This window comes from Bradyrhizobium sp. Ash2021 (genome assembly GCF_031202265.1).
In the GTDB taxonomy this organism is placed as follows: Bacteria; Pseudomonadota; Alphaproteobacteria; order Rhizobiales; family Xanthobacteraceae; genus Bradyrhizobium.
The window spans coordinates 1,571,089-1,590,620 of record NZ_CP100604.1 but is presented as its reverse complement, the minus strand read 5'-3'; the positions used below and the strand labels follow the sequence as shown (position 1 = coordinate 1,590,620).

The 19,532-nt window shown below is 63.8% G+C and carries 23 protein-coding genes; 9 read left to right on the top strand and 14 right to left on the bottom strand.

Annotated features, from left to right (window positions below; genetic code table 11):
• Position 1: 1 nt before the first annotated feature.
• A complete protein-coding gene (locus tag NL528_RS07645) occupies positions 2–2,077 on the bottom strand; it encodes a M3 family metallopeptidase (protein ID WP_309182089.1) in 2,076 nt (691 codons plus the stop codon).
• A 210-nt stretch (positions 2,078–2,287) separates the two neighbouring features.
• On the opposite strand from NL528_RS07645, the gene NL528_RS07640 reads away from it, so the two are divergent.
• The 8 genes from NL528_RS07640 to NL528_RS07605 all read left to right on the top strand — a co-directional run bounded on the left by NL528_RS07640 (position 2,288) and on the right by NL528_RS07605 (position 8,154).
• Positions 2,288–2,548 carry a hypothetical protein gene (locus NL528_RS07640; protein ID WP_074270880.1) on the top strand — a complete coding sequence of 87 codons (261 nt, stop codon included), beginning with the start codon at positions 2,288–2,290 and terminating at the stop codon, positions 2,546–2,548.
• Between the two features lie 722 nt (positions 2,549–3,270).
• Entirely contained in the window at positions 3,271–4,413 is a 1,143-nt protein-coding gene (locus NL528_RS07635; protein WP_309182088.1) for a type III PLP-dependent enzyme, read from the top strand.
• 120 nt (positions 4,414–4,533) lie between these two features.
• Positions 4,534–5,136 (top strand): N-acetyltransferase, encoded by a 603-nt coding sequence (locus NL528_RS07630; protein ID WP_309182087.1) that lies wholly within the window; start codon positions 4,534–4,536, stop codon positions 5,134–5,136.
• Between the two features lie 10 nt (positions 5,137–5,146).
• Positions 5,147–5,317, top strand: coding sequence for a hypothetical protein (locus NL528_RS07625; protein ID WP_309182086.1), 171 nt, complete (start codon positions 5,147–5,149; stop codon positions 5,315–5,317).
• 128 nt (positions 5,318–5,445) lie between these two features.
• Positions 5,446–5,835 carry a RidA family protein gene (locus NL528_RS07620; RefSeq protein WP_309182084.1) on the top strand — a complete coding sequence of 130 codons (390 nt, stop codon included), beginning with the start codon at positions 5,446–5,448 and terminating at the stop codon, positions 5,833–5,835.
• A 104-nt stretch (positions 5,836–5,939) separates the two neighbouring features.
• Positions 5,940–7,370, top strand: coding sequence for a homospermidine synthase (locus NL528_RS07615; protein WP_309182083.1), 1,431 nt, complete (start codon positions 5,940–5,942; stop codon positions 7,368–7,370).
• A gap of 15 nt (positions 7,371–7,385) precedes the next feature.
• Positions 7,386–7,763 carry a hypothetical protein gene (locus tag NL528_RS07610; protein ID WP_309182082.1) on the top strand — a complete coding sequence of 126 codons (378 nt, stop codon included), beginning with the start codon at positions 7,386–7,388 and terminating at the stop codon, positions 7,761–7,763.
• 172 nt (positions 7,764–7,935) lie between these two features.
• Positions 7,936–8,154: a hypothetical protein gene (locus tag NL528_RS07605; RefSeq protein WP_074277651.1), complete on the top strand. Its 219-nt coding sequence runs from the start codon at positions 7,936–7,938 to the stop codon at positions 8,152–8,154.
• Between the two features lie 13 nt (positions 8,155–8,167).
• Here NL528_RS07605 and NL528_RS07600 read toward each other — a convergent pair whose 3' ends face one another.
• From NL528_RS07600 to NL528_RS07545, 12 genes are all read right to left on the bottom strand, one after another.
• Positions 8,168–8,908: an acetoacetate decarboxylase gene (locus tag NL528_RS07600; protein ID WP_309182081.1), complete on the bottom strand. Its 741-nt coding sequence runs from the start codon at positions 8,906–8,908 to the stop codon at positions 8,168–8,170.
• A 258-nt stretch (positions 8,909–9,166) separates the two neighbouring features.
• Complete coding sequence (locus NL528_RS07595) at positions 9,167–9,508, bottom strand: hypothetical protein (protein ID WP_309184822.1); 342 nt, start codon at positions 9,506–9,508, stop codon at positions 9,167–9,169.
• Between the two features lie 103 nt (positions 9,509–9,611).
• The gene (locus NL528_RS07590) at positions 9,612–10,328 is read right to left on the bottom strand and encodes an MgtC/SapB family protein (protein WP_309182080.1); all 717 of its coding nucleotides are present in this window, start codon (positions 10,326–10,328) and stop codon (positions 9,612–9,614) included.
• A gap of 134 nt (positions 10,329–10,462) precedes the next feature.
• Positions 10,463–11,479, bottom strand: coding sequence for a WD40 repeat domain-containing protein (locus NL528_RS07585; RefSeq protein ID WP_309182079.1), 1,017 nt, complete (start codon positions 11,477–11,479; stop codon positions 10,463–10,465).
• Positions 11,479–12,537 carry a GTP-binding protein gene (locus NL528_RS07580; protein WP_309182078.1) on the bottom strand — a complete coding sequence of 353 codons (1,059 nt, stop codon included), beginning with the start codon at positions 12,535–12,537 and terminating at the stop codon, positions 11,479–11,481. The genes NL528_RS07585 and NL528_RS07580 overlap by 1 nt, the downstream gene beginning before the upstream one ends.
• Positions 12,538–12,594: 57 nt before the next feature.
• A complete protein-coding gene (locus NL528_RS07575) occupies positions 12,595–13,464 on the bottom strand; it encodes a metal ABC transporter substrate-binding protein (protein WP_309182077.1) in 870 nt (289 codons plus the stop codon).
• A gap of 5 nt (positions 13,465–13,469) precedes the next feature.
• Positions 13,470–14,339, bottom strand: coding sequence for a metal ABC transporter permease (locus NL528_RS07570; RefSeq protein ID WP_309182076.1), 870 nt, complete (start codon positions 14,337–14,339; stop codon positions 13,470–13,472).
• 6 nt (positions 14,340–14,345) lie between these two features.
• Complete coding sequence (locus NL528_RS07565) at positions 14,346–15,101, bottom strand: ABC transporter ATP-binding protein (protein ID WP_309182075.1); 756 nt, start codon at positions 15,099–15,101, stop codon at positions 14,346–14,348.
• A 2-nt stretch (positions 15,102–15,103) separates the two neighbouring features.
• Complete coding sequence (locus NL528_RS07560) at positions 15,104–15,304, bottom strand: hypothetical protein (protein WP_309182074.1); 201 nt, start codon at positions 15,302–15,304, stop codon at positions 15,104–15,106.
• 48 nt (positions 15,305–15,352) lie between these two features.
• The gene (locus NL528_RS07555) at positions 15,353–15,853 is read right to left on the bottom strand and encodes a hypothetical protein (RefSeq protein WP_309182073.1); all 501 of its coding nucleotides are present in this window, start codon (positions 15,851–15,853) and stop codon (positions 15,353–15,355) included.
• Positions 15,850–16,449: a permease gene (locus NL528_RS07550; protein WP_309182072.1), complete on the bottom strand. Its 600-nt coding sequence runs from the start codon at positions 16,447–16,449 to the stop codon at positions 15,850–15,852. The genes NL528_RS07555 and NL528_RS07550 overlap by 4 nt, the downstream gene beginning before the upstream one ends.
• Before the next feature lie 231 nt (positions 16,450–16,680).
• Entirely contained in the window at positions 16,681–17,277 is a 597-nt protein-coding gene (locus NL528_RS07545; RefSeq protein ID WP_309182071.1) for a superoxide dismutase, read from the bottom strand.
• 189 nt (positions 17,278–17,466) lie between these two features.
• Here NL528_RS07545 and NL528_RS07540 point away from each other — a divergent pair, with 189 nt between their 5' ends.
• A complete protein-coding gene (locus NL528_RS07540; protein WP_309182070.1) occupies positions 17,467–17,970 on the top strand; it encodes a hypothetical protein in 504 nt (167 codons plus the stop codon).
• Between the two features lie 41 nt (positions 17,971–18,011).
• Here NL528_RS07540 and NL528_RS07535 read toward each other — a convergent pair whose 3' ends face one another.
• A complete protein-coding gene (locus NL528_RS07535; RefSeq protein WP_309182069.1) occupies positions 18,012–19,508 on the bottom strand; it encodes a caspase family protein in 1,497 nt (498 codons plus the stop codon).
• Between the last annotated feature and the right edge of the window lie 24 nt (positions 19,509–19,532).

Sequence of the window (19,532 nt, the reverse complement as noted above, 5' to 3'; positions counted from 1 at the left end):
CTCAGGCCGCCTCGGGCGTTTCCAGCAGCCCCCGCCGCCGCAGCAGCGCGTCGGGCTCCGGCTCGCGGCCGCGGAACGCGACATAGGCGTCCTCGGGGTCGCGCGAGCCGCCGGAGGAATAGATATCGTCGTGCAGGCGTTTTGCGACAGCGGGATCGAAGATGTCGCCGGCGTCCTCGAAGGCGCCGAAGGCGTCGGCGTCCATCACTTCCGACCACATGTAGCTGTAATAGCCGGAAGCATAATGGTCGCCGGAGAAGATGTGGCCGAACTGGGTCGGCCGGTGCCGCATCGCGATTTCCGTGGGCATGCCGATTTTTTCCAGCTCGGCCTTTTCGAACGTCCGCACGTCGCGGCTGGCGGCGGCCGGCTGGGTGTGGAATTCGAGATCGATCAGCGCCGAGGACACGAATTCCACGGTGGCAAAGCCCTGGTTGAATTTGCGCGCGGCGAGAAAGCGCTTCAGGAGATCGTCCGGCAGCGGCTCGCCGGTCTGGTAATGCCGGGCAAACTGCCGCAGCACCTGCGGCTGCTCCTGCCAGTGCTCGTAAAGCTGCGAGGGCAGCTCGACGAAATCGGTGAAGACGGAGGTGCCCGATAGCGAGGGATAGGTCACATCAGACAGCATGCCGTGCAGGCCGTGGCCGAACTCGTGGAACAGGGTGCGGGCGTCGTCCGGCGACAAAAGCGACGGCACGCCGTCGGCGCCCTTGGCGAAATTGCAGACATTGATGATCAAGGGCGCGATCGCGCCGTCGAGCTTCTGCTGGTCGCGCAGCGAGGTCATCCAGGCGCCCGAGCGTTTTGAGGACCGGGCGAAGTAGTCGCCATAGAACAGCGCCTTGTGCTGGCCGTTAGTGTCCTTAACCTCCCAGACCCGGACGTCCGGATGCCAGGTCGGAACGTCCTTGCGCTCGGCGAAGGTGATACCGAACAGCCGGGTGGCGCAGTCGAAGGCGGCCTCGATCATGTGGTCGAGCACCAGATAGGGTTTTATGGCGGCATCGTCGAAATTGGCGCGTGCCTGCCGCAGTTTTTCGGCGTAGTAGCGCCAGTCCCACGGCGCCAGCGCGAAATTGCCGCCCTCCTCCGTGACCAGCGCCTGCAGCGCGTCCCGGTCGGCCAGCGCTCGGGCGCGGGCCGGCTTCCAGACCCGCTCCAGCAGGCCCCGCACCGCCTCCGGCGTCTTGGCCATGGAATCCTCCAGCCGATAGGCAGCGTAGGTCGCAAAGCCGAGGATTTTGGCGCTCTCCTCGCGGAGGCTGAGGATCTCCACGATGGCGTCGTTGTTGTCGTTGGCATTGCCGTTGTCGCCGCGCGCCGTAAACGCCTTGAAGACCCTTTCACGCAGGTCGCGGCGGGTCGAGCTCTTCAGGAACGGCTCCACGAACGACCGCGACAGCGTCATGATCGCCTTGCCGGCCATGCCGCGCTCTTCGGCCGCGGCCTTGGCCGCCGCCACAAAACTGTCGGACAGCCCGGCGCGGTCGTCCTCGCCGAGCTCCATGAACCAGTCCTGCTCGTCGCCGAGCAGATGGTGGCTGAACGCGGTGCCGAGATGCGCCAGTCGCTCGTTGATCTCGGCCATCCGGGTCTTTGCGGCCTCGTCGAGGCCGGCGCCGGCGCGATGGAAGCGGGTATAGGTCCGCTCCAGAAGCCGCATCTCCTCACCTGACAGCCCGAGGCTGGCGCGGTTCTCGTGCAGCATCGCGATGCGGCCGAACAGCACCGCATTCATCATGATCGGATTCCAGTGCCGCGCCATCCGCAGGGAGACCTCCTTGTCGATCTCCAGGATCGCCGGATTGGAGTTCGCCGAGACCAGGTCGTAGAACACCGCCGAGACCTTGGAGAGCAGCTTTCCCGAGCGCTCCAGCCCGGTGATGGTGTTGGCGAAGTCGGGCGTGGAGGGATCGTGGGTGATCGCCGCGATCTCGGCGGCGTGATCGGCAAAGGCCTGCTCGAAGGCGGGCATGAAATGTTCGGGGACGATCTCGGCAAAGGGCGGCGCCTCGAACGGCGTCTGCCAAGCTTTCAGAAGCGGATTGGTGACTGCCGTTTGCTGGGTTTCTGACATCGCAATTCCCGTTTTTCGCCACTGGAGCCCGTTCGGGCTCCAGGCTTGTTTTTGACGCATTTTCTTCACGCGAACCGGTACCCACTTCGCTCGAAAACGCTTTGAAAGATGGCCCAATCTATATCACGCGATACGGCATTTTTAGGCCTTTTGTGCTTGATACACGGGCACTTTTCGGAGAGATTGCGGCCCCTGAACAGGACCTGATCCATGAGCCCACAGTCTTCATCCACCGGCAAGAACGAGATCGTCTGGCCGAGCGTCGTCACCGTCATCTCGGCGGCGATCCTGATCGGTGCGGAGGTGTTCGGCGCGGCGTTTGCCGGCGGCTGGGCGCTCGCGATTCTGTTCGGGCTCAACGACACCGGCGCGCACATCCTGCAGGCGGCGCTGTTTGCGATCGGCGTCCTCATCATGGTGGCGTTCATCCGCGCCGCCCAGCGCGTCGAGCCGTTCACAAAGCGCGCCTGACGCGCCCGCACAAAACGTGCCTGACGCGCGCCCGCACGAAGCGCGCTTGCAGCGAGCGAGCGAGAAACCGCTGCGGCACAGGCGCCAAAGCACTTACGCTTTGTTCAGAAGTCTTAACGCCTGTTCATGTTCAGCACGGCCCGAGCGCGGCATTGCAAGCTCGCGTTAGGGAAATTTACGCACAGCCTAAAAAAAATGTTGCGAAGCGGACTCAAAAGAACTATTTCCCGTTTTGCCCAATTTCGCACGTGCCTGTGGTCGTGTGTCAGTCGGTAGGTATCCGGACAAGAGGCCGGACAGCCGCCAAGGGATGAAGAACCGAGGGTCGCTCAGGTCCGAGACCGCAGAGGTCGAAGATTTGAGAGGCCAGCATCTCTCTCAAGAGATGCCGTTGAAGGTCTCTGCATCCTTTGCAACCGTGACTGGCAGCCGGAGGCGAACCGGCGCACCCCGCTCTCAACGGGGGACGCGACTTAAAGCAACGACGGATCGGGCTTTTTTGGTCTCTACCGGCATTCCAACGCCGGCGCGGGCTACTGAAAAGGCTTGTCCTTCATTGCCAGGTGTGCGGGCGGGATCATTCCCAACCAATCCACGGCAGCACAGTCTGGTTTGAGTCTTTTGGCTTCGTTGCGCCTCCAAAGCGCGATGTGGCCGGGGCGCTCATACCCGACATCATTTTTTGAACGGAACCCCGTCGCTGGGCCGTTTGGGAGAGTGCTATGACCGAACGTATTCAGGAATTCCTGCGCAACCGCCGCAGCGAGGGCCAGGACACCGAGCCTTGCCTCGTGGTCGACCTCGAAGTCGTGCGTGACAACTACCAGACCTTCGCCAAGGCCTTGCCGGACAGCCGCGTGTTCTACGCGGTGAAGGCAAACCCGGCGCCGGAGGTGCTGTCGCTGCTGGCCTCGATGGGCTCGTGCTTCGACACCGCGACCGTTGCCGAAATCGAAATGGCGCTGGCTGCGGGGGCGACGCCCGACCGCGTCTCCTATGGCAATACGATCAAGAAGGAGCGCGACATCGCGCGCGCCTTCGCGCTCGGCATTCGCCTGTTCGCGGTCGACTGCGCCGCCGAGGTCGAGAAGGTCGCCCGTGCCGCCCCCGGCGCAAAAGTGTTCTGCCGCATTCTCTATGACTGCGCCGGCGCCGAATGGCCGCTGTCGCGCAAGTTCGGCTGCGATCCGGAGATGGCGGTCGAGGTGCTCGACCTCGCCAAGCGTCTGGGCCTGGAGCCGTGCGGCATCTCGTTCCATGTCGGCTCGCAGCAGCGCAAGGTGAAGGCGTGGGATCGTGCGCTGTCGATGGCCTCGACGGTGTTCCGTGACTGTGCCGAGCGCGGGATCAACCTCACCATGGTCAACATGGGCGGCGGATTCCCGACCAAATACCTCAAGGACGTTCCTCCGGTCGTGCAGTACGGCCGGTCGATCTTCCGTGCGCTGCGCAAGCATTTCGGCAACCAGATCCCGGAGACCATCATCGAGCCGGGACGCGGCATGGTCGGAAATGCCGGCATCATCGAGACCGAAGTCGTCCTGATCTCCAGGAAGAGCGACGAGGACGAGGTGCGCTGGGTGTATCTGGACATCGGCAAATTCGGCGGTCTCGCCGAGACGATGGACGAGTCGATCCGCTACGCCATCCGTACCCCGCATGACGGGGCGGACATGACGCCGTGCGTGCTCGCAGGACCGACCTGCGATTCCGCCGACGTATTGTACGAGAAGATGCCGTATCCGCTCCCGGTGACGCTCGAGATCGGCGACAAGCTGCTGATCGAAGGCACCGGGGCCTATACGTCGACTTACTCGGCGGTGGCGTTCAACGGCATCCCGCCGCTGCGGACCTACCACATCTAAGCTGCCTCCTCTGAGGCCTGACTAACCGGGAGCCGGCTTGCCGGCTCCCTCCCCTCATTTGCCGATTTTCTGACAACGCTCCGCGGCGTGCCCCGCCGTTGGAGTGAGGACTGACGTGCCATGACTGCTTTGCGGAACACCCCGGTTACCTTCATCCCTGACGCCGCTCCGTTCGCGATCCGTGCGGAACGGGCTTCAGACGTCGTTGCGCGCGAAGCGCTGCTGGATGCCTGCTTTGGCGACAACCGCCATACGCGCACCTGCCAGCGCCTGCGCGACGGACGCGCGCCCGCCGAAGGCCTTAGCCTGTCGGCCGTGCGCCAGGGACGGTTGGTCGGAACCGTGCGGTTGTGGCACGTCAGCGCGGGGGGCAAGCCGGCGCTGATGCTGGGGCCGCTGGCGGTCGACGCGACCTGCCGCGGCCTCGGCGTCGGCGCTGCGCTGATGGACCACGCGCTGGCTGTCGCCAAGGCGCGCGGCCATGGCGCCGTGATCCTGCTTGGTGACGCGCCCTACTACGCCCGCTTCGGCTTCTCTGGTCTCAAGACCGGCGAGCTGTCGCTGCCCGGCCCGTTCGAGCGCGACCGCCTGCTCGGCCTCGAGCTCTGCGAGGGCGCGCTCGATGGTGCCTGGGGCATGATCGCCCCGACCGGCGCGTTGTTGCTCAGGCCCAGGGCAGTCCGGGCGAGGAAGGCACTCCACGTCGTGCCGCACGCGGCATAAAGCGCGCGCCATGCCGGAGAGCCTCCCCACACAAAGCGATGCTGCGCGCCCGCGCCTGCGCCGCGCTGTCACCACCATCCTCTTCATCATGATCTCGGTCATGATCGTCAGGGACATTTTTGTGCGCCGCTGGGGCGCTGCCACGCCTGCGGCCTCCGACGTGACAGAGCGCTCCCGCTGATACAGCGAACGCTTGCGTGTAGCCGGGAAATGCCCCTAAACACCGCGGAAAGCTTTTGTATTTGACGCGTTTTCTTCACGCGAACCGGTACCCACTTCGCTCGAAAACGTTATGAAACCGAGGTCCTGATGCCCCGCCGCCTGATTTCCACTGGCTCGCCGTTCGAGAAGACCGCGGGCTACAGCCGCGCCGTCATCGACGGCGATTTCGCCTTTGTGGCCGGCACCACCGGCTACGACTACACCACCATGACGATGCCGGATGATGTCACGAGCCAGTCACGCAACTGCTTCAAGACCATCGAGGCCGCCCTGAAAGAAGGCGGTTTCGCGATGGCCGATATCGTCCGCGCGACTTATTACATCACCCGGCCTGAGGACGCAGACGCCCATTTCGCGGTCTGCGGCGAAGTTCTCGGCAACATCCGGCCGGCGGCAACGCTTTTGGTCGTCGCAGGTCTCTACAAGCCCGAGATGAAGGTCGAGATCGAAGTGACCGCCAAGCGACGTACCGCCTGATCCCCCCGTCTTTTGCTTGACGCGTTTTCTTCACGCGAACCGGTATCCACTTGGCTTGAAGACCCCATAACGCCGCAGCCCGCCTTAATCTTCTGGAGATATTCATGAGCCCGTCCGCGCCAATCCACGCGAAAATTTCCGGCCCCATTGTCATGATCGGCTTCGGCTCGATCGGCAAAGGCACGCTGCCTTTGATCGAGCGGCATTTCGACTACGACAAATCGCGCTTGGTGATCATCGATCCGCATGAGGACGGCGAGATCGCCAGGCAGCATGGCGTGCGCTTCATCAAGCAGGGCATCACCCGCGACAATTACCGCGAGGTGCTGGTGCCGCTGTTGACCGCCGGCGGCGGCCAGGGCTTTTGCGTCAACCTCTCGGTCGACACCTCCTCGGTCGATATCATGACCATGTGCCGGGAGATCGGCGCGCTCTATATCGACACCGTGGTCGAGCCATGGCTCGGCTTCTATTTCGACAAGAACATCGGCCCCGAGAAGCGCTCGAACTACGCGCTGCGCGAGACGCTGCTGGCCGCCAAGCGCAAGAACCCGGGCGGGCCGACCGCCGTCTCCACCTGCGGCGCCAATCCCGGCATGGTGTCCTGGTTCGTCAAGCAGGCGCTGCTCGACATCGCCCGCGACACCAAGATCGAATTCAACGAGCCGAAGAGCCGCGAAGGCTGGGGCCAGCTTGCCCACAAGCTCGGCGTTAAGGGCATCCATATCGCCGAGCGCGATACCCAACGCTCGAAGAAGCCTAAGCCGATGGACGTGTTCGTCAACACCTGGTCGGTGGAGGGCTTTGTCTCCGAAGGCATGCAGCCGGCCGAACTCGGCTGGGGCACGCATGAAAAATGGATGCCGGACAACGGCCGCCAGCACACCGAAGGCTGCGGCGCCGCGATCTATCTTCTGCAGCCCGGCGCCAACACCCGCGTGCGCTCCTGGTGCCCGACGCCGGGCGCACAATACGGCTTCCTCGTCACCCACAACGAGTCGATCTCGATCGCGGATTATTTCACGGTGCGCGACGGCGCCAAGGTGATCTATCGCCCGACCTGCCATTACGCCTATCACCCCGCCAACGACGCCGTGCTCTCGTTGCACGAAATCTTCGGGGCGACCGGCCAGATGCAGCAGAAGTGGCACATCCTGGACGAGAACGAGATCGAGGACGGCATCGACGAGCTCGGCGTGCTGCTCTACGGCCACGCCAGGAACGCCTATTGGTATGGTTCGCAGCTCTCGATCGAGGAGACCCGTGAGATTGCCCCCTACCAGAATGCCACCGGCATGCAGGTGACTTCAGCCGTGCTCGCCGGCATGGTTTGGGCGCTGGAAAATCCGACCGCCGGCATCGTCGAAGCCGATGAGATGGATTTCCACCGCTGCCTCGAAATCCAGCGGCCGTATCTCGGCCCGGTGAAGGGTTTCTACACCGACTGGACCCCGCTGTCGGACCGGCCCGGCCTGTTCCCGGAAGACATCGACACCTCGGATCCCTGGCAGTTCCGCAACGTGCTGGTGCGGTGAACCAGCGAGGCTTCTGTGCAGAAGCCGGCCGGTTCCTGGCGACCTATCCACAGCCATGAGAAGAGCGATGATGACGCGCTTGCCATCGCCGCGTTATCTTCACGCCGGGGTAGTGACCGACTCACCGGCGGGCACGACATGAACCATGCATCACTTCTCAATCCGTTCCACCTGAACCAGGAGCCGGCCAGGCCGGTCCGGATCGTCAATCGAGCGATAGCGCGATCGAGGCCGGTCTGCTCAAACTGCCAGTCCGATGACATTATCGCCCACGCCACCGTTCAGTGGAGCAACGAATCGCAGGAATGGGAACTGGCCTCGACCTTCGGTCGGCCGACCCACTGCAATCACTGCGACGGCGCATGCGAGATCACCTGGTTGCCTTTGAAATAGCTTCACTGAGGGCAGACCGAGAGGATGCGCGAAGCTGACAAACGACCCAACTCATGATGCGGATCATGGTAACCGGGGATTAATCACATCGCGCCATTCTGAGCGGTACCGAGGACTTGGAACCGTCGCCGCAGCCTCATTCCAGCGACGGCTCCCCAGTGGAGCGACGAACATGCGCGCCATGATCGCCATCATGCTGTCGGCAGCGACGCTTGCCGCCTGTACGCCCGAGAATAATGACGTGACCGGGTCGATCGGAACCTGCGTCAGGAAGCTTTATAGCGCCTACAATCCCAAGGACATGAAGCAGTGTGTCGGTGCCTGCATCGCCTGCGAAAGCGGCGTCGTCACGACCTGCTCGACCTCCTGCACGCTCAAGGGCGCGCAGTAACCCGCCCGCGGCGTTACTTCGCCATATAATCGAACGCCACCGTTCCCAGCCCCAGCGTCAGATCCGCCTTGAAGTGCAGCGCCGAGATCACCTCGCGCACCGGCAGCCGCGCCACGTCGCAGAGTGCATGGGGAAACAGGCCGAGCGCGGCCGGGCCGGTCCAGGCTTCCTTCAGCGTGATGTCCTCGAGATTGAAGCGCACCAGTTCGCAGATCCGCGGACTGCCGTCGACATGCGGAATGATTTTCAAAATGAAGTTCGGCGCCTTCAGGCTCTTGAGCACGGTGTCGTGGTCGACTGGCCGGTGCTTGTAGCCCATGGTGGCAGAGGCGCAGAGCACCGAGCCGTAATGCAGCGCGCCGACCAGCACGTCGCTCTCGACGGCGATCTTCGGCGACGCCAGCTTTTTCGGAAATCCCCAAAGTTCGCGGCCGCCGGCGATCGGGCCTTCGTCGTCCAGGTACATCGCATGGGTATAGCCGCCCTCGACGCCGTCGAGGCGGACCGGGATCACCTGCCCGGTTTCGGTGTAATCGCCGAAGCCGGTTGAATCCGGCATGCGGATGAATTCGTATTTGACGATCGAATCAACAATCTCGAGCGGCTCCGGCACCACGGCGGCCAGCGCTTCCGGATCGGTCCGGTAGGTGATGATGAAATATTCGCGATTGTAGAAACGATAGGGCCCCGGCGGAAACGAGGGATTGGTCAGCGGCATCGAATAGGCGGTTCGCCTGACATCGTCGATCTTCATCATCTGCCTCCATCTTGTCGCCGGCGCTCTCGCGCGATGAGCGATTATGGGGCAGCCAGGTGACACAGGCGAGACTGTAAAATCGGCAGGCCAGTCAAAACGGCGTCAGGCCATTCGACCATTGCGCGTCATTCCGGGATGGCCCGAAGGGCCAGGCCCGGAATCCATACTCCCGATCGTGGTTATGGATTCTCTGATGTGCAATTGCACATCAAAGCTCGTGCTTCGCACGCCCCGGAATGACGAGGTGGGGGAAACCTACTTTTCCCTGATCGGCGGCGCTGTCTTTTCCGCGGGCGCCGGCGGCAGCGCGGGCTCGGCGCCCGCCTTCTGTGCTTCGGCATCCGGACGGGCCGGCTGCGGCGGAACGCTGGACGGCCTTGTATCCGTACCCGTCGTGACCGGCTCGGCCGGCGCCTGCGGTTTCGTCTCCGCGCCCGGCGTCGACTGCAACGGCGGTGTCGCCTGCGCCAGTTGCTGCGGATCGTGGGTTTTGAGTTGGGTCAGCGAAAGGCCAGAAATCACCAGCCCGGTCGTGACCAGCGCGGTCGCGAGCAGAAAATCCTTCGTGTAGCCGCGTTTCCTGTCCTCGGGAGACATATCGTTCACCGCGAAATTGTTCGCGATATCAACGATTCCGGCGGCGCATGGTTCCGGCCGCGCAGCGCCCGGAAAGCTGGCGAAAACGCCTCAAAAGCCGCGATTAGTCCTTGGTATTCAGTTCCCAAGTGGCGTGCCGAATGCCGGGCTGCCGCTCCAGATCGGCGGCCACCGCGTCCAGCTCTTTGGGATCGATGGCGGTGGAGACCAGCGTCGCCACGATCTCCAGCAGATCGTCGCCATGTTCGGCGACTTCGACATCGGCGACCGGATATTTGGCGCTTTCCAGCCTCTCCACCAGATGGTCGCGCATGCCGGGCAATGCTGCCGGGGTGACCGCGAGCTTGAAATAATAGGTCGCTTCCGACGACCGCTCGTCGAGCGGAATGCGGTTGATGGCGTTCACCAGCGGGCGCAGCAAGGTGTTGCCGGCGAGCACGAACACGGTGAGCGCCACCGCCTGCGCGATCATGTCGGCGCCGGCGCAGGAACCGACCGCGGCCGACGCCCACAACGTCGCCGCGGTATTGAGGCCGCGCACGTCCATGCCCTGCTTCATGATGACGCCGGCGCCGAGGAAGCCGATCCCCGAAACGACGTAGGCAATCACCCGCACCGCGCCATCGGCGCCGGAAAGATGCATCGCGAGGTCGACGAAGGCCGCGGCGCCGACGGCGACCAGCACGTTGGTGCGCAGCCCCGCGGTCCGCTGCCGGTACTGCCGTTCGGCGCCGATCAGGGTGCCCAGAATGAACGCCGCCGCCAGGCTGACCAGCGTGTCGAGAAAATCGGCGGTCTGGAAGGTGGTCAGGAATCGCATGCGGCCCGCCCTGAGCGTTTTCGAGCGAAGTGGACACCGGTTCGCGTGAAGAAAACGCGTTAAAACAAGAATCTAGAGCTTCGGTTCTGATTCAATCAGAACCGAAGCTCTAGGCGAGAGACATCACGGTCCTATCACAATTCCAGCAAGCCCGCGTCGCCATCCTCGGCGGCGTAAGCCAGTAGTGTGCCCTTGGCGTTCCAGCCTAGCCCTGCGACCGCGGCGCCGCCGTTCCGGCGCACCAGAATCTCCGCGCCGTCTTCGAGCCGCACCATCAGCACGGTGCCGTCGCTGTAGCCCGCCGCCAGGATGTCCTGCTTCGGATGGCAGGCGACCGCGGAAACCCGCGCCTGCAGCGGCGCCAGCATCGCCGGCTCCTTGCCCATCGGGCCATCCTTGCTGCCGAACGGCCAGACGATCACGGTATCGGCGCCGGAGGTGGCGAGGCCCTTGCCGCCCGCGCTCCACGACATCGAACGGACGCGGCCGGGATAACCGCTCATGCGCATGTGGCGGTTGTCGGCCAGCCGCCAGCCATGCATCGCCGGCTCGTGCATCGCGGTGACCAGGAATTTGTTGTCCGGACTGAACGTCACCGCAAGATGCGAGCCGGCCCATTCCAGAAATTCCGGCTGCGCGGCCATGTTGGGAAACCACAGCGTCACGCCGTTGTAGTGCGCCACCGCCAGCCGCAGGCCCTTTGGCGCGAACGCCAGCCCGCCGACCGTCGAGGGCAGATCGAAGGATTTCTCCTCGCCCTTGCCGCTGCGCACATAGGCGGTCTTGCCGGCCGACCACGCCACCGCGCCGTCGGGGTGAACAGCGACATTGTCGATCCAGCGGCGTTTGGCGTCGGTCGCAAGCTGCGTAACCTCGCCCTTGGCATTGAACGCAACGACCTTGCCGTCATCGCCACCCATGACGATGCGCGCGCCGTCGGACACCGCGCAGAGGATGCCGCCGCCATGAACGGGGGTTTGCGCAATCTCGCCCCTGGCGTCGACCACGGACACGTTCTCCTCGGCGCCGACAAAGCAGGCGCTGTCGCCGAGGAAATGCACTGACGTGACGGACTGGCCGAGCGGCAGCGGCCGCACTTTGTCGGTCACCGACACGATGGAGGCGGATTCGCCCGGATCGAACTCTTTCATCACGTGGTGATACAGCCTTCGAAACCGTCACGGATCATCTGTTCCGGCAATTCGCGGCCGATGAAGACGAGGCGGCTTTCGCGCGGCTCCCCGTCCTTCCACTTCCGCTGGTGATCGCCCTCGAGCATCATGTGGACGCCCTGGAACACGTAGCGGTCGTCATCGTCGCTGAAGGCCAGAATGCCCTTCGAGCGCAAAATCTTCTGGCCTTCGCTGGCGACCAGGTTTTGCAGCCACGGCATGAATTTGGTCGCGTCGAGCGGCTTGTCTGATCGCAGCGACAGCGATTGCATGTCCTCGTCATGGTAGTGCTTCAGGCCGCCGTGACTATGGGTATGGCCGTGATCGTGGTCATGGCCGTGGTGATGACCGTGATCGTGGTCATGATCGTGCCCATCGCCGGCGTCCAGAAATTCGGGTTCGATTTCGAGGATACGGTCGAGATCGAACGCGCCGCGCTCCAGCACGTCCGAAAGCTTGACCTTGCAGCGCTCGGTGCGATGCAGTTTGGCATAGGGGTTGATGGCGCGGATCCGGGCCTCGACTTCGGCGAGTTCCGCCTTGGAGACGAGGTCGGTCTTGTTCAGCACGATGACGTCGGCGAACGCGATCTGGTTCTTGGCTTCGGGGGCATCCTTGAGCCGGTCGCTCAGCCATTTGGCGTCGGCGACGGTCACGACCGCATCGAGCCGGGCGTGCTTTTGAACGTCCTCGTCGACAAAGAAGGTCTGCGCCACCGGCGCCGGATCGGCAAGCCCCGTTGTCTCGACGATGATGGCGTCGAACTTGCCCTTGCGCTTCATCAACCCGTCGAGGATGCGCACGAGGTCGCCGCGCACGGTGCAGCAGACGCAGCCATTGTTCATTTCGAACACTTCTTCGTCGGCGCCGATGATCAGGTCGTTGTCGATGCCGATCTCGCCGAATTCGTTGACGATGACGGCGTATTTCTTGCCGTGGTTTTCCGACAGGATGCGGTTGAGCAGCGTGGTCTTGCCGGCGCCGAGATAGCCCGTCAGCACGGTCACGGGGATTTTAGGGGAGGACGGTTCAGACATAACAACTCCGAAAGCGGGGACTTCTGGCGCGCCCCGGCCGGCAGGGAGGCCCCTGCCCTAGTTGGCGAGCGCGCTGGCCAGGGCCTTTATATTGTGCCTGACCATATCAATGTAAGTGGGGGCGGCGCCCTTTTCGGGCGTCAGACTGTCCGAATAAAGGGTGCCGCCGACTTTGGCGCCGGTTTCGGCCGCGATTTGGCGGATCAGCCTGGGATCGCTGATATTTTCAAGAAAAACTGCCGGAATTTTCGCGGTTTTGACCTGGGTGATGATGCCAGCGATATCGCGGGCGCTGGCCTCCGATTCCGTCGACACGCCCAGCGGCGCGATGAACTCGACGCCGTAGGCGGCGGCGAAATAGCCGAAGGCGCGGTGGGTCGAGATCACCTTGCGGCGGGCGTCCGGAATCTGCGCCACAGCTTCGCGGACCTCGCGGTCCAGCGTATCGAGCTTTGTCAGATAGGCGCCGGCATTGGCCCGGAATGCCTCGGCGTCCGCGGGCTCGGCGGCGACCAGCGCGTCGCGGATGTTGGCCACATAGAGTTTCGCGTTGATCACGGATTGCCAGGCATGCGGATCGGCGTCGGAACCGAGCCTGAGCGGCGCGATGCCGGAGGTCGCGGTCACGATGACGGCCTTGCCGCCGGCGGACTGCACCAGCCGCGGCAACCAGCCCTCGAGCCCAAAACCGTTGACGACGACGAGCTTCGCATCCGCGATCTTTTTCGCATCCGCCGGCGTCGGCGCGTAGACATGCGCGTCGCCATCGGGACCGACCAGTTCCGCGACGCTGACGCGGTCGCCGCCGACATTGCGGACGAAGTCGCCGAGGATCGAGAAGCTCGCGACCACGTTGAGGCGATCCTGCGCGCAGGCGGGAAGGATGGCCGTCGCGAGCATGAGAGAAATGAGCCAGAAACGCCGCATCGCCGTTACGCTTCCAGATGGCGGCCGGGGAACAGCTGCCGGACCAGCCCGCTGACGCTGCCGAACAGCACCGACACCACGTAGAGCCCTGCCGCCACCAGAATGATCGCCGGGCCTGAGGGAATCTTTGTCTGGAACGACAGCACCAGCCCGACATAGCCGGAGATCATTGCGCTCGCGACCGCGATGCAGATCATGCCGGTGATATCGCGCGACCAGAACCGCGCGATGCCGGCGGGCAGGATCATCAGGCCGACGCCCAGCAAGGTGCCGAGCGCATGAAAGCCGTTGACGAGGTTGATCACGACCAGCGCCAGGAATGCCAGATGCGCGGGCGCGCCGGCCCTCGAGACCGTGCGCAGGAACACCGGGTCGACGCATTCGATCACCAGCGGGCGGTAGATCACCGCCAGCACGAGCATCGTGATGGTGGCGTTGAATGCGATCACCAGCAGCGTCTGGTCGTCCATCGCGAGGATGTTGCCGAACAGCACGTGCAGCAGATCGATATTGGTGCCCTTGATGGAGACAATGGTGACGCCGAGCGCCAGCGACACCAGATAGAAGGTCGCCAGCGACGCGTCCTCCTTCAGCTCAGTGGTGCGCGCGACCACGCCGGCGAGGATCGCGACCGTGAAGCCCGCGATCAGGCCGCCCGTCGTCATCGCGAACAGACTGAGCCCGGAGATCAGGAAACCGATCGCCGCCCCCGGCAGGATCGCATGCGCCATGGCGTCGCCGACCAGGCTCATCCGCCGCAGCATCAAAAACACCCCGATCGGCGCGCCGCCGAGCGAGAGCGCGATGACGGCCGCGAGCGCGCGGCGCATGAACTCGAATTCGGTGAAAGGCGCGATCAGCGCATCGTAAATCATCGGAGGTCAGGCCGCCCGTGATGGCGCGTGCACGGCACAGGCGGCGGCGCCATCGTCGAACGCCTCGCACATCCGCCGCGCCTCGATGAGATTTTCCGCAGTCAGCACCTGCGCGGTCGGGCCCCACGCCACCTCGCCACGGGCCAGCAGCAGGGTTTCGGGGAAATTGTTACGCACCAGATCCATGTCATGCAGCGCCGCCAGCACCGTGCGTTTTTCGCCGTGCCAGCGCTTCACCAGCACCAGAAGATCGGCCGAGGTTTTGGCGTCGATGGCATTGAACGGCTCGTCGAGCACGATCAGCCGCGCGTCCTGCAGCAGCACGCGGGCGAACAGCATGCGCTGCATCTGACCGCCCGACAGCGTGCCGATCGTGCGGTTCTCAAAACCGTTGAGGCCGACGGCGGCCAGTGCCTGCGCAATCCTGTCCTGCGCCGCCTTGCCCATGCCGCCGAAAAATCCGGTCGAACGCCACAACCCGGTGCCGACGAAATCGAACACCGAAATTGGAAAGCTGCGATCGATATCCACGGTCTGCGGCAGATAGGCGATATCCCTGTGGTCGAGACCGCCGCGCGCGATCGAGCCGGCGAGCGGTTTGAGGATGCCGGCGATGCCGCGAAACAGCGTCGACTTGCCGGCGCCGTTGGGGCCGATCACCGCCAGCAGCGCGCCTTCGGCGACCTCGCCATCAAGGTGATGCACCGCCGGATGCCGGTCATAGCCCAGCGTGACGTCGCGGAATTGCAATTGCGCGGCCATGCTCACCTCATCGCCAGCCATACGGCCGCCCACAGGGCGGCGCTGACCGCGACCGCAGCACTTAGCCTGGAAAGCACGGTCATGCGCAGGATCGACCAGGGTGCCGCCTGCGCCGGATGCGGCGTCGCCGGCCCATGGCTGTGGGAACCGCCATGGGCGCGGCCGTGGTGATGTCCATGGTCATCGGAATGGGAGTGAGGCATCCCAAAATGTTATATTATAACATTACCTGAGTCCACTTTTTGGGGGTCTCACGGCTTCCCGATCGCCATCGCGATCGCCGCCGCCAGGAACGGAAACGGCACCGACACCGCCGCGCGGAACCAGCCGAAGCGCGCCGGCATGAACGGGATTTCCCACAGGATCAGGCGCTGAAAGGCGAACAGCGCCCAGGCGACCACATAGGCTATGACCTGCGGCGTCCCGCCGCCGGACTTCAAGGCGACCGCGCCGATCGAAAACCCGACCACCGGGCCCCCCGGGGTCGCGCCGCCGGCGATCACGGCGGTCAGCACGCCGAGCCAGCCGCTGTTCGGCCCCAGCCAGCCGGTGATGATCTCCTGCGGAATGACCGCGGCGATGTAGCCCGAGCCGATCACACCGAGCGCGATGCGCGGCACGATGTTGATGAATTCGAGCGATCCTTCGCGGAGCGACGACACCAGCACCAATTTCCCGCGCTGCCAGGCGATCAAGCCAAGGGCTACGACCGAGCCCCACAGCATGATGTCGATGATCAGGGCGGCGCTCATTCCGGCTCGCCCTTCGGATACATCCGCACGAACACGAACCGCCCGAGCGCGCCGGCCAGGACCGGGATCGGCAGCGAGATCACGATCCGCCACAGCGTAAAGTCGACGCCCATGATCGGCAGCTCCCAAGCGACGGCCCGGCCGTAACCGATCAGCGTCCAGCTCACCACCATCGCAATGGTCGCGCCGAAATCGGCGCCGACCGTGAGCAATGCCGCCGCCACCGGATAGGCGGTGAACGGCCCGCCCGGCAGGATCGCGCCGAACGCGGTGCCGATCAGAAGCCCCTTCAATCCGGATTTCGGCCCCAGCGAGCGCGACACTTTTTCGTGCGGCAGGATTTCGGCGATGAAGGCGCCGAGCAGGCAGCCAGCCAGCACGCGCGGCAGGATGCCGCCGAACAGCGTCAGATCGTGGGTCAGAATTTCCAGCACCCCGGCCATGCCGTCGCGCCGGTAGACCAGCGTCGCGCTGACCACGACAAGCACGGCAATGAACAGCATCGACCAACTGATCGGCTTGCGGACCCGCAACGGCAGCGGCTCGGCATCCGCGTCATCGGCAGGCGCCGGGTCTTTCAAGGAAGATTCTGACAAGGCAATGAGTCGGACGGGTGATGGATTCCACCCTGCTTAGTCCCGGCGCCCCACTGAAGCAAACGGAAGCTGGACCATACCCATGCGCATCTCAGGGATGGCCATGCGGGAGTGACACGCGGGCCGGAGGTGAGGTGACCTGAGCATCCGGCGCGGCGCAGGCAAAACAAAGGGCGGCAGCGAAACGCTGCCGCCCCCAAAATTAGTTCGACAGGAATGACGGAGCGAAGATCAAACCTTGCCGAACAGCTCGTCGACATAGTCCCAGTTGACGAGATGATCGACGAACGCCTTCAAATAATCCGGACGGCGGTTGCGATAGTCGATGTAGTAGGAATGCTCCCAGACGTCGCAGCCGAGGATCGGCGTTGCGCCATAGCACAGCGGGCTCTCGCCGTTCGCGGTCTTGGAGATTTCGAGCTTGCCGTTCTTGACCTGCAGCCAGCACCAGCCGGAGCCGAACTGGCCGACGCCGGCGGCGGCGAAATCGGTCTTGAACTTCTCGAGGCCGCCGAGGTCTTCGTTGATCTTCTTTTCCAGCCGGCCGGGCAATTTGCTGCCGCCGCCATTCGGCTTCATCCAGCTCCAGAAATGCAGATGGTTGTAGTGCTGGCCGGCATTATTGAACACGGCCGGGTTCTTCCCGAACGATCCCTTGACGATGTCCTCAAGGGATTTGCCCTCGAATTCGGTCCCCTTGATCGCGTTGTTGCCGTTGGTGACGTAGGCCTGGTGATGCTTGTCGTGGTGGTATTCCAGCGTTTCCTTGGACATATGGGGCGCAAGGGCGTCATGGGCGTAGGGCAGATTGGGCAGCGTAAAGGTCATGAGGTGATGTCCGAACTGGTGGGAGACGTGATCTAACGGGAACCCTTATAGAAGGTTCCATCGCGCTTAAACACCGCAATTTGGCAAAACCGGCCGCCGGTGGCGGCGCACCGGTTTGCAAAACCTCATTTCATGGAATTAAATCCAAAATATTGTTGGGAATGAATTGCTTATTGGGGGAGGGAAATCATGCAAGCCAGAATGCCCTGCGTCATTGCGGTGCTGGCGGCCTCGATGCTGGCGACGGCTGTTCCCGGCGAAGCCGCCGGGACTTCGGTTCGCGCGCGCTTCAGCTTCGATGCGGTCGCCAATTGCGAGAAGCCGGCCGTACAGAACTATCCGGTCCACGCCGAGGGGACAGGCGTGCTCTCCACCGATCGCACCGCAACCCTCGACATGAACTCCAATGTCGAGGGACGGGTTCGGTATAACGCCAAGCTCGGCGCCAAGCCGACCGAGGCGATCGGCGGTTCGGCTTCGCTGCGCGTCGCGGGCAGGCACACGCTGCAGGCGGTACGCGATTATCCGAACAATTCAATCGTCGTCTACATGACCGTGATCGGCAATTCCTGTTCGTTGCGGATCGAAAACCGGCTGAAGCCGGGCAAGCGGCAGTATACGTTCACTGGCAATCTCGGCGTCGCCTATTGCTCGAAGCCGCGCATTATCCATACCGAATGCACGCCCTATTGAGCTATCGGCTGGACCGGGAAGCGCCCGACGCGCGGTGCTTTTCATTCGCAGAATGACGTGCCGTTATAGACGAAGCATTTGCCTCCGCCCCGCTTCGGCCCGGCCGGTGCGTGGTGCGCGCGTTCTGTCACCCGCGGCGCTCGCTCGGGCCGTTTTTGACAGCTGCCGTTCGCGCCCGGCACAAAACCTTCGTCACAGGTGATCTTGACGCATCGATCGCCGCTGGCGCGATATCCGCGCTCGCAATCGAGCGGGCAGACGCGCCCGGTCCTGGCACGCACCGCGTCGAGCGCATCGATGCTGGCGAGCTTGACGTCGAATTTGGTCCCGGCGTTGTCGTTGAACGCGGAAAGCGCGCGGCGGGCCGATCCGTTCCATTCCCCGTCGATGTCGCCGGTCTTGCACCCGACCCGCTTCAGTTCGGCCTGCAGCAGGCGAGGAATATCCTGCGCGACCGGCTGGTCCGGCTTGGCCTCGGATGGCGAGCGCGAGGCCACCACCGGGTTCGCAGGCTTGGCCGCGGCGGGCTGATCTTCTTTCGGCGGTTCGGCCGGAGCGGTATTGATTTCCTCGGGCCTTTTTGCGCTCTCGGTCGCGGTGCTTCGCTCGGCCTCTGCGGCAAGCTTGTTGCGCTGCGCCTTGGCCAGATCGGTGTAGAAGCCGGACGGGTGGGCTGCGACAAACGAATCCCAGGCTTCCCTTGTGCCGACGCGTTCAGCCAATTCGTAATCGCGGCGGACATCGGTATTGGCGTTGCCGGCTGCAGCAGGCGCGGGCACCAGCGCCACGTCGTTGCCGCCCAGCGAATTCGTCGTGTAGGGCTCCTGCTGGTTGCCGGTCGCGTTCATGACGTCGTCGCGGACAAATCCGAAGGCCTTGCGGATATCGAGGCCGGGCCTGGTAAGGTGTTTCACCAGCGCCGCCGAAAACGGGCTGTTCGTGCCGTCACCATCGGCGGCGGTCGAGCCCTCCTTGGCGGCAAAGGCGATAAACGTGTTCGGCCTGTTGGCCTCGACGCCGACCAGGCCCCGGCCCAGCGACCGCGAGGCGATGGTTCGCTTCATCTTCTTCGCAAACGGATTGTCGCGGCAGGCATCGAGGATGATCAGACGCAGCTTCGTCGCGGGCTCGGCCGCGAAAAGAATCCGGTTCAGCGCGATGGCTTCGTCATCGACATCCGCATCACGCTCGAGGGTTGCGTCGACCGGCACGACGTAATTGACGCCATCGACCTCGAGCCCGTGACCGGCAAAATAGATCACCGCGATATCCGCACCGCGCGCCTTGTCGGTGAAATCGCGCAATGCCCGGCGCATTTCCATGTATTTCAGGTCGCGGCGCGATTCGACCACGTCAAACGAGGCCTTCCTGAACATCTCGGCGATGGCGGTGGCATCGTTGGCGGGATTGGTAAGCGCTGCGACATTCTGGTAGTTCGAGTTGCCGATGACCAGCGCGACGCGCTTTTCCGCCAACGCGGATTGGCTGGCAAAACACAGTGCCAGCACGGCAACGACCAATGCGGTAAGCCGGCGCATCGATATTCCCGGGGTTCGATCGCG

Excerpts from the sequence above, each read along its gene's own strand:
- NL528_RS07645 (WP_309182089.1), bottom strand. The coding sequence starts at position 2,077 with ATGTCAGAAACCCAGCAAACGGCAGTCACCAATCCGCTTCTGAAAGCT.
- NL528_RS07640 (WP_074270880.1), top strand. The coding sequence starts at position 2,288 with ATGAGCCCACAGTCTTCATCCACCGGCAAGAACGAGATCGTCTGGCCG.
- NL528_RS07635 (WP_309182088.1), top strand. The coding sequence starts at position 3,271 with ATGACCGAACGTATTCAGGAATTCCTGCGCAACCGCCGCAGCGAGGGC.
- NL528_RS07630 (WP_309182087.1), top strand. The coding sequence starts at position 4,534 with ATGACTGCTTTGCGGAACACCCCGGTTACCTTCATCCCTGACGCCGCT.
- NL528_RS07625 (WP_309182086.1), top strand. The coding sequence starts at position 5,147 with ATGCCGGAGAGCCTCCCCACACAAAGCGATGCTGCGCGCCCGCGCCTG.
- NL528_RS07620 (WP_309182084.1), top strand. The coding sequence starts at position 5,446 with ATGCCCCGCCGCCTGATTTCCACTGGCTCGCCGTTCGAGAAGACCGCG.
- NL528_RS07615 (WP_309182083.1), top strand. The coding sequence starts at position 5,940 with ATGAGCCCGTCCGCGCCAATCCACGCGAAAATTTCCGGCCCCATTGTC.
- NL528_RS07605 (WP_074277651.1), top strand. The coding sequence starts at position 7,936 with ATGCGCGCCATGATCGCCATCATGCTGTCGGCAGCGACGCTTGCCGCC.
- NL528_RS07600 (WP_309182081.1), bottom strand. The coding sequence starts at position 8,908 with ATGAAGATCGACGATGTCAGGCGAACCGCCTATTCGATGCCGCTGACC.
- NL528_RS07595 (WP_309184822.1), bottom strand. The coding sequence starts at position 9,508 with ATGTCTCCCGAGGACAGGAAACGCGGCTACACGAAGGATTTTCTGCTC.
- NL528_RS07590 (WP_309182080.1), bottom strand. The coding sequence starts at position 10,328 with ATGCGATTCCTGACCACCTTCCAGACCGCCGATTTTCTCGACACGCTG.
- NL528_RS07585 (WP_309182079.1), bottom strand. The coding sequence starts at position 11,479 with ATGAAAGAGTTCGATCCGGGCGAATCCGCCTCCATCGTGTCGGTGACC.
- NL528_RS07580 (WP_309182078.1), bottom strand. The coding sequence starts at position 12,537 with ATGTCTGAACCGTCCTCCCCTAAAATCCCCGTGACCGTGCTGACGGGC.
- NL528_RS07575 (WP_309182077.1), bottom strand. The coding sequence starts at position 13,464 with ATGCGGCGTTTCTGGCTCATTTCTCTCATGCTCGCGACGGCCATCCTT.
- NL528_RS07570 (WP_309182076.1), bottom strand. The coding sequence starts at position 14,339 with ATGATTTACGATGCGCTGATCGCGCCTTTCACCGAATTCGAGTTCATG.
- NL528_RS07565 (WP_309182075.1), bottom strand. The coding sequence starts at position 15,101 with ATGGCCGCGCAATTGCAATTCCGCGACGTCACGCTGGGCTATGACCGG.
- NL528_RS07560 (WP_309182074.1), bottom strand. The coding sequence starts at position 15,304 with ATGCCTCACTCCCATTCCGATGACCATGGACATCACCACGGCCGCGCC.
- NL528_RS07555 (WP_309182073.1), bottom strand. The coding sequence starts at position 15,853 with ATGAGCGCCGCCCTGATCATCGACATCATGCTGTGGGGCTCGGTCGTA.
- NL528_RS07545 (WP_309182071.1), bottom strand. The coding sequence starts at position 17,277 with ATGACCTTTACGCTGCCCAATCTGCCCTACGCCCATGACGCCCTTGCG.
- NL528_RS07540 (WP_309182070.1), top strand. The coding sequence starts at position 17,467 with ATGCAAGCCAGAATGCCCTGCGTCATTGCGGTGCTGGCGGCCTCGATG.
- NL528_RS07535 (WP_309182069.1), bottom strand. The coding sequence starts at position 19,508 with ATGCGCCGGCTTACCGCATTGGTCGTTGCCGTGCTGGCACTGTGTTTT.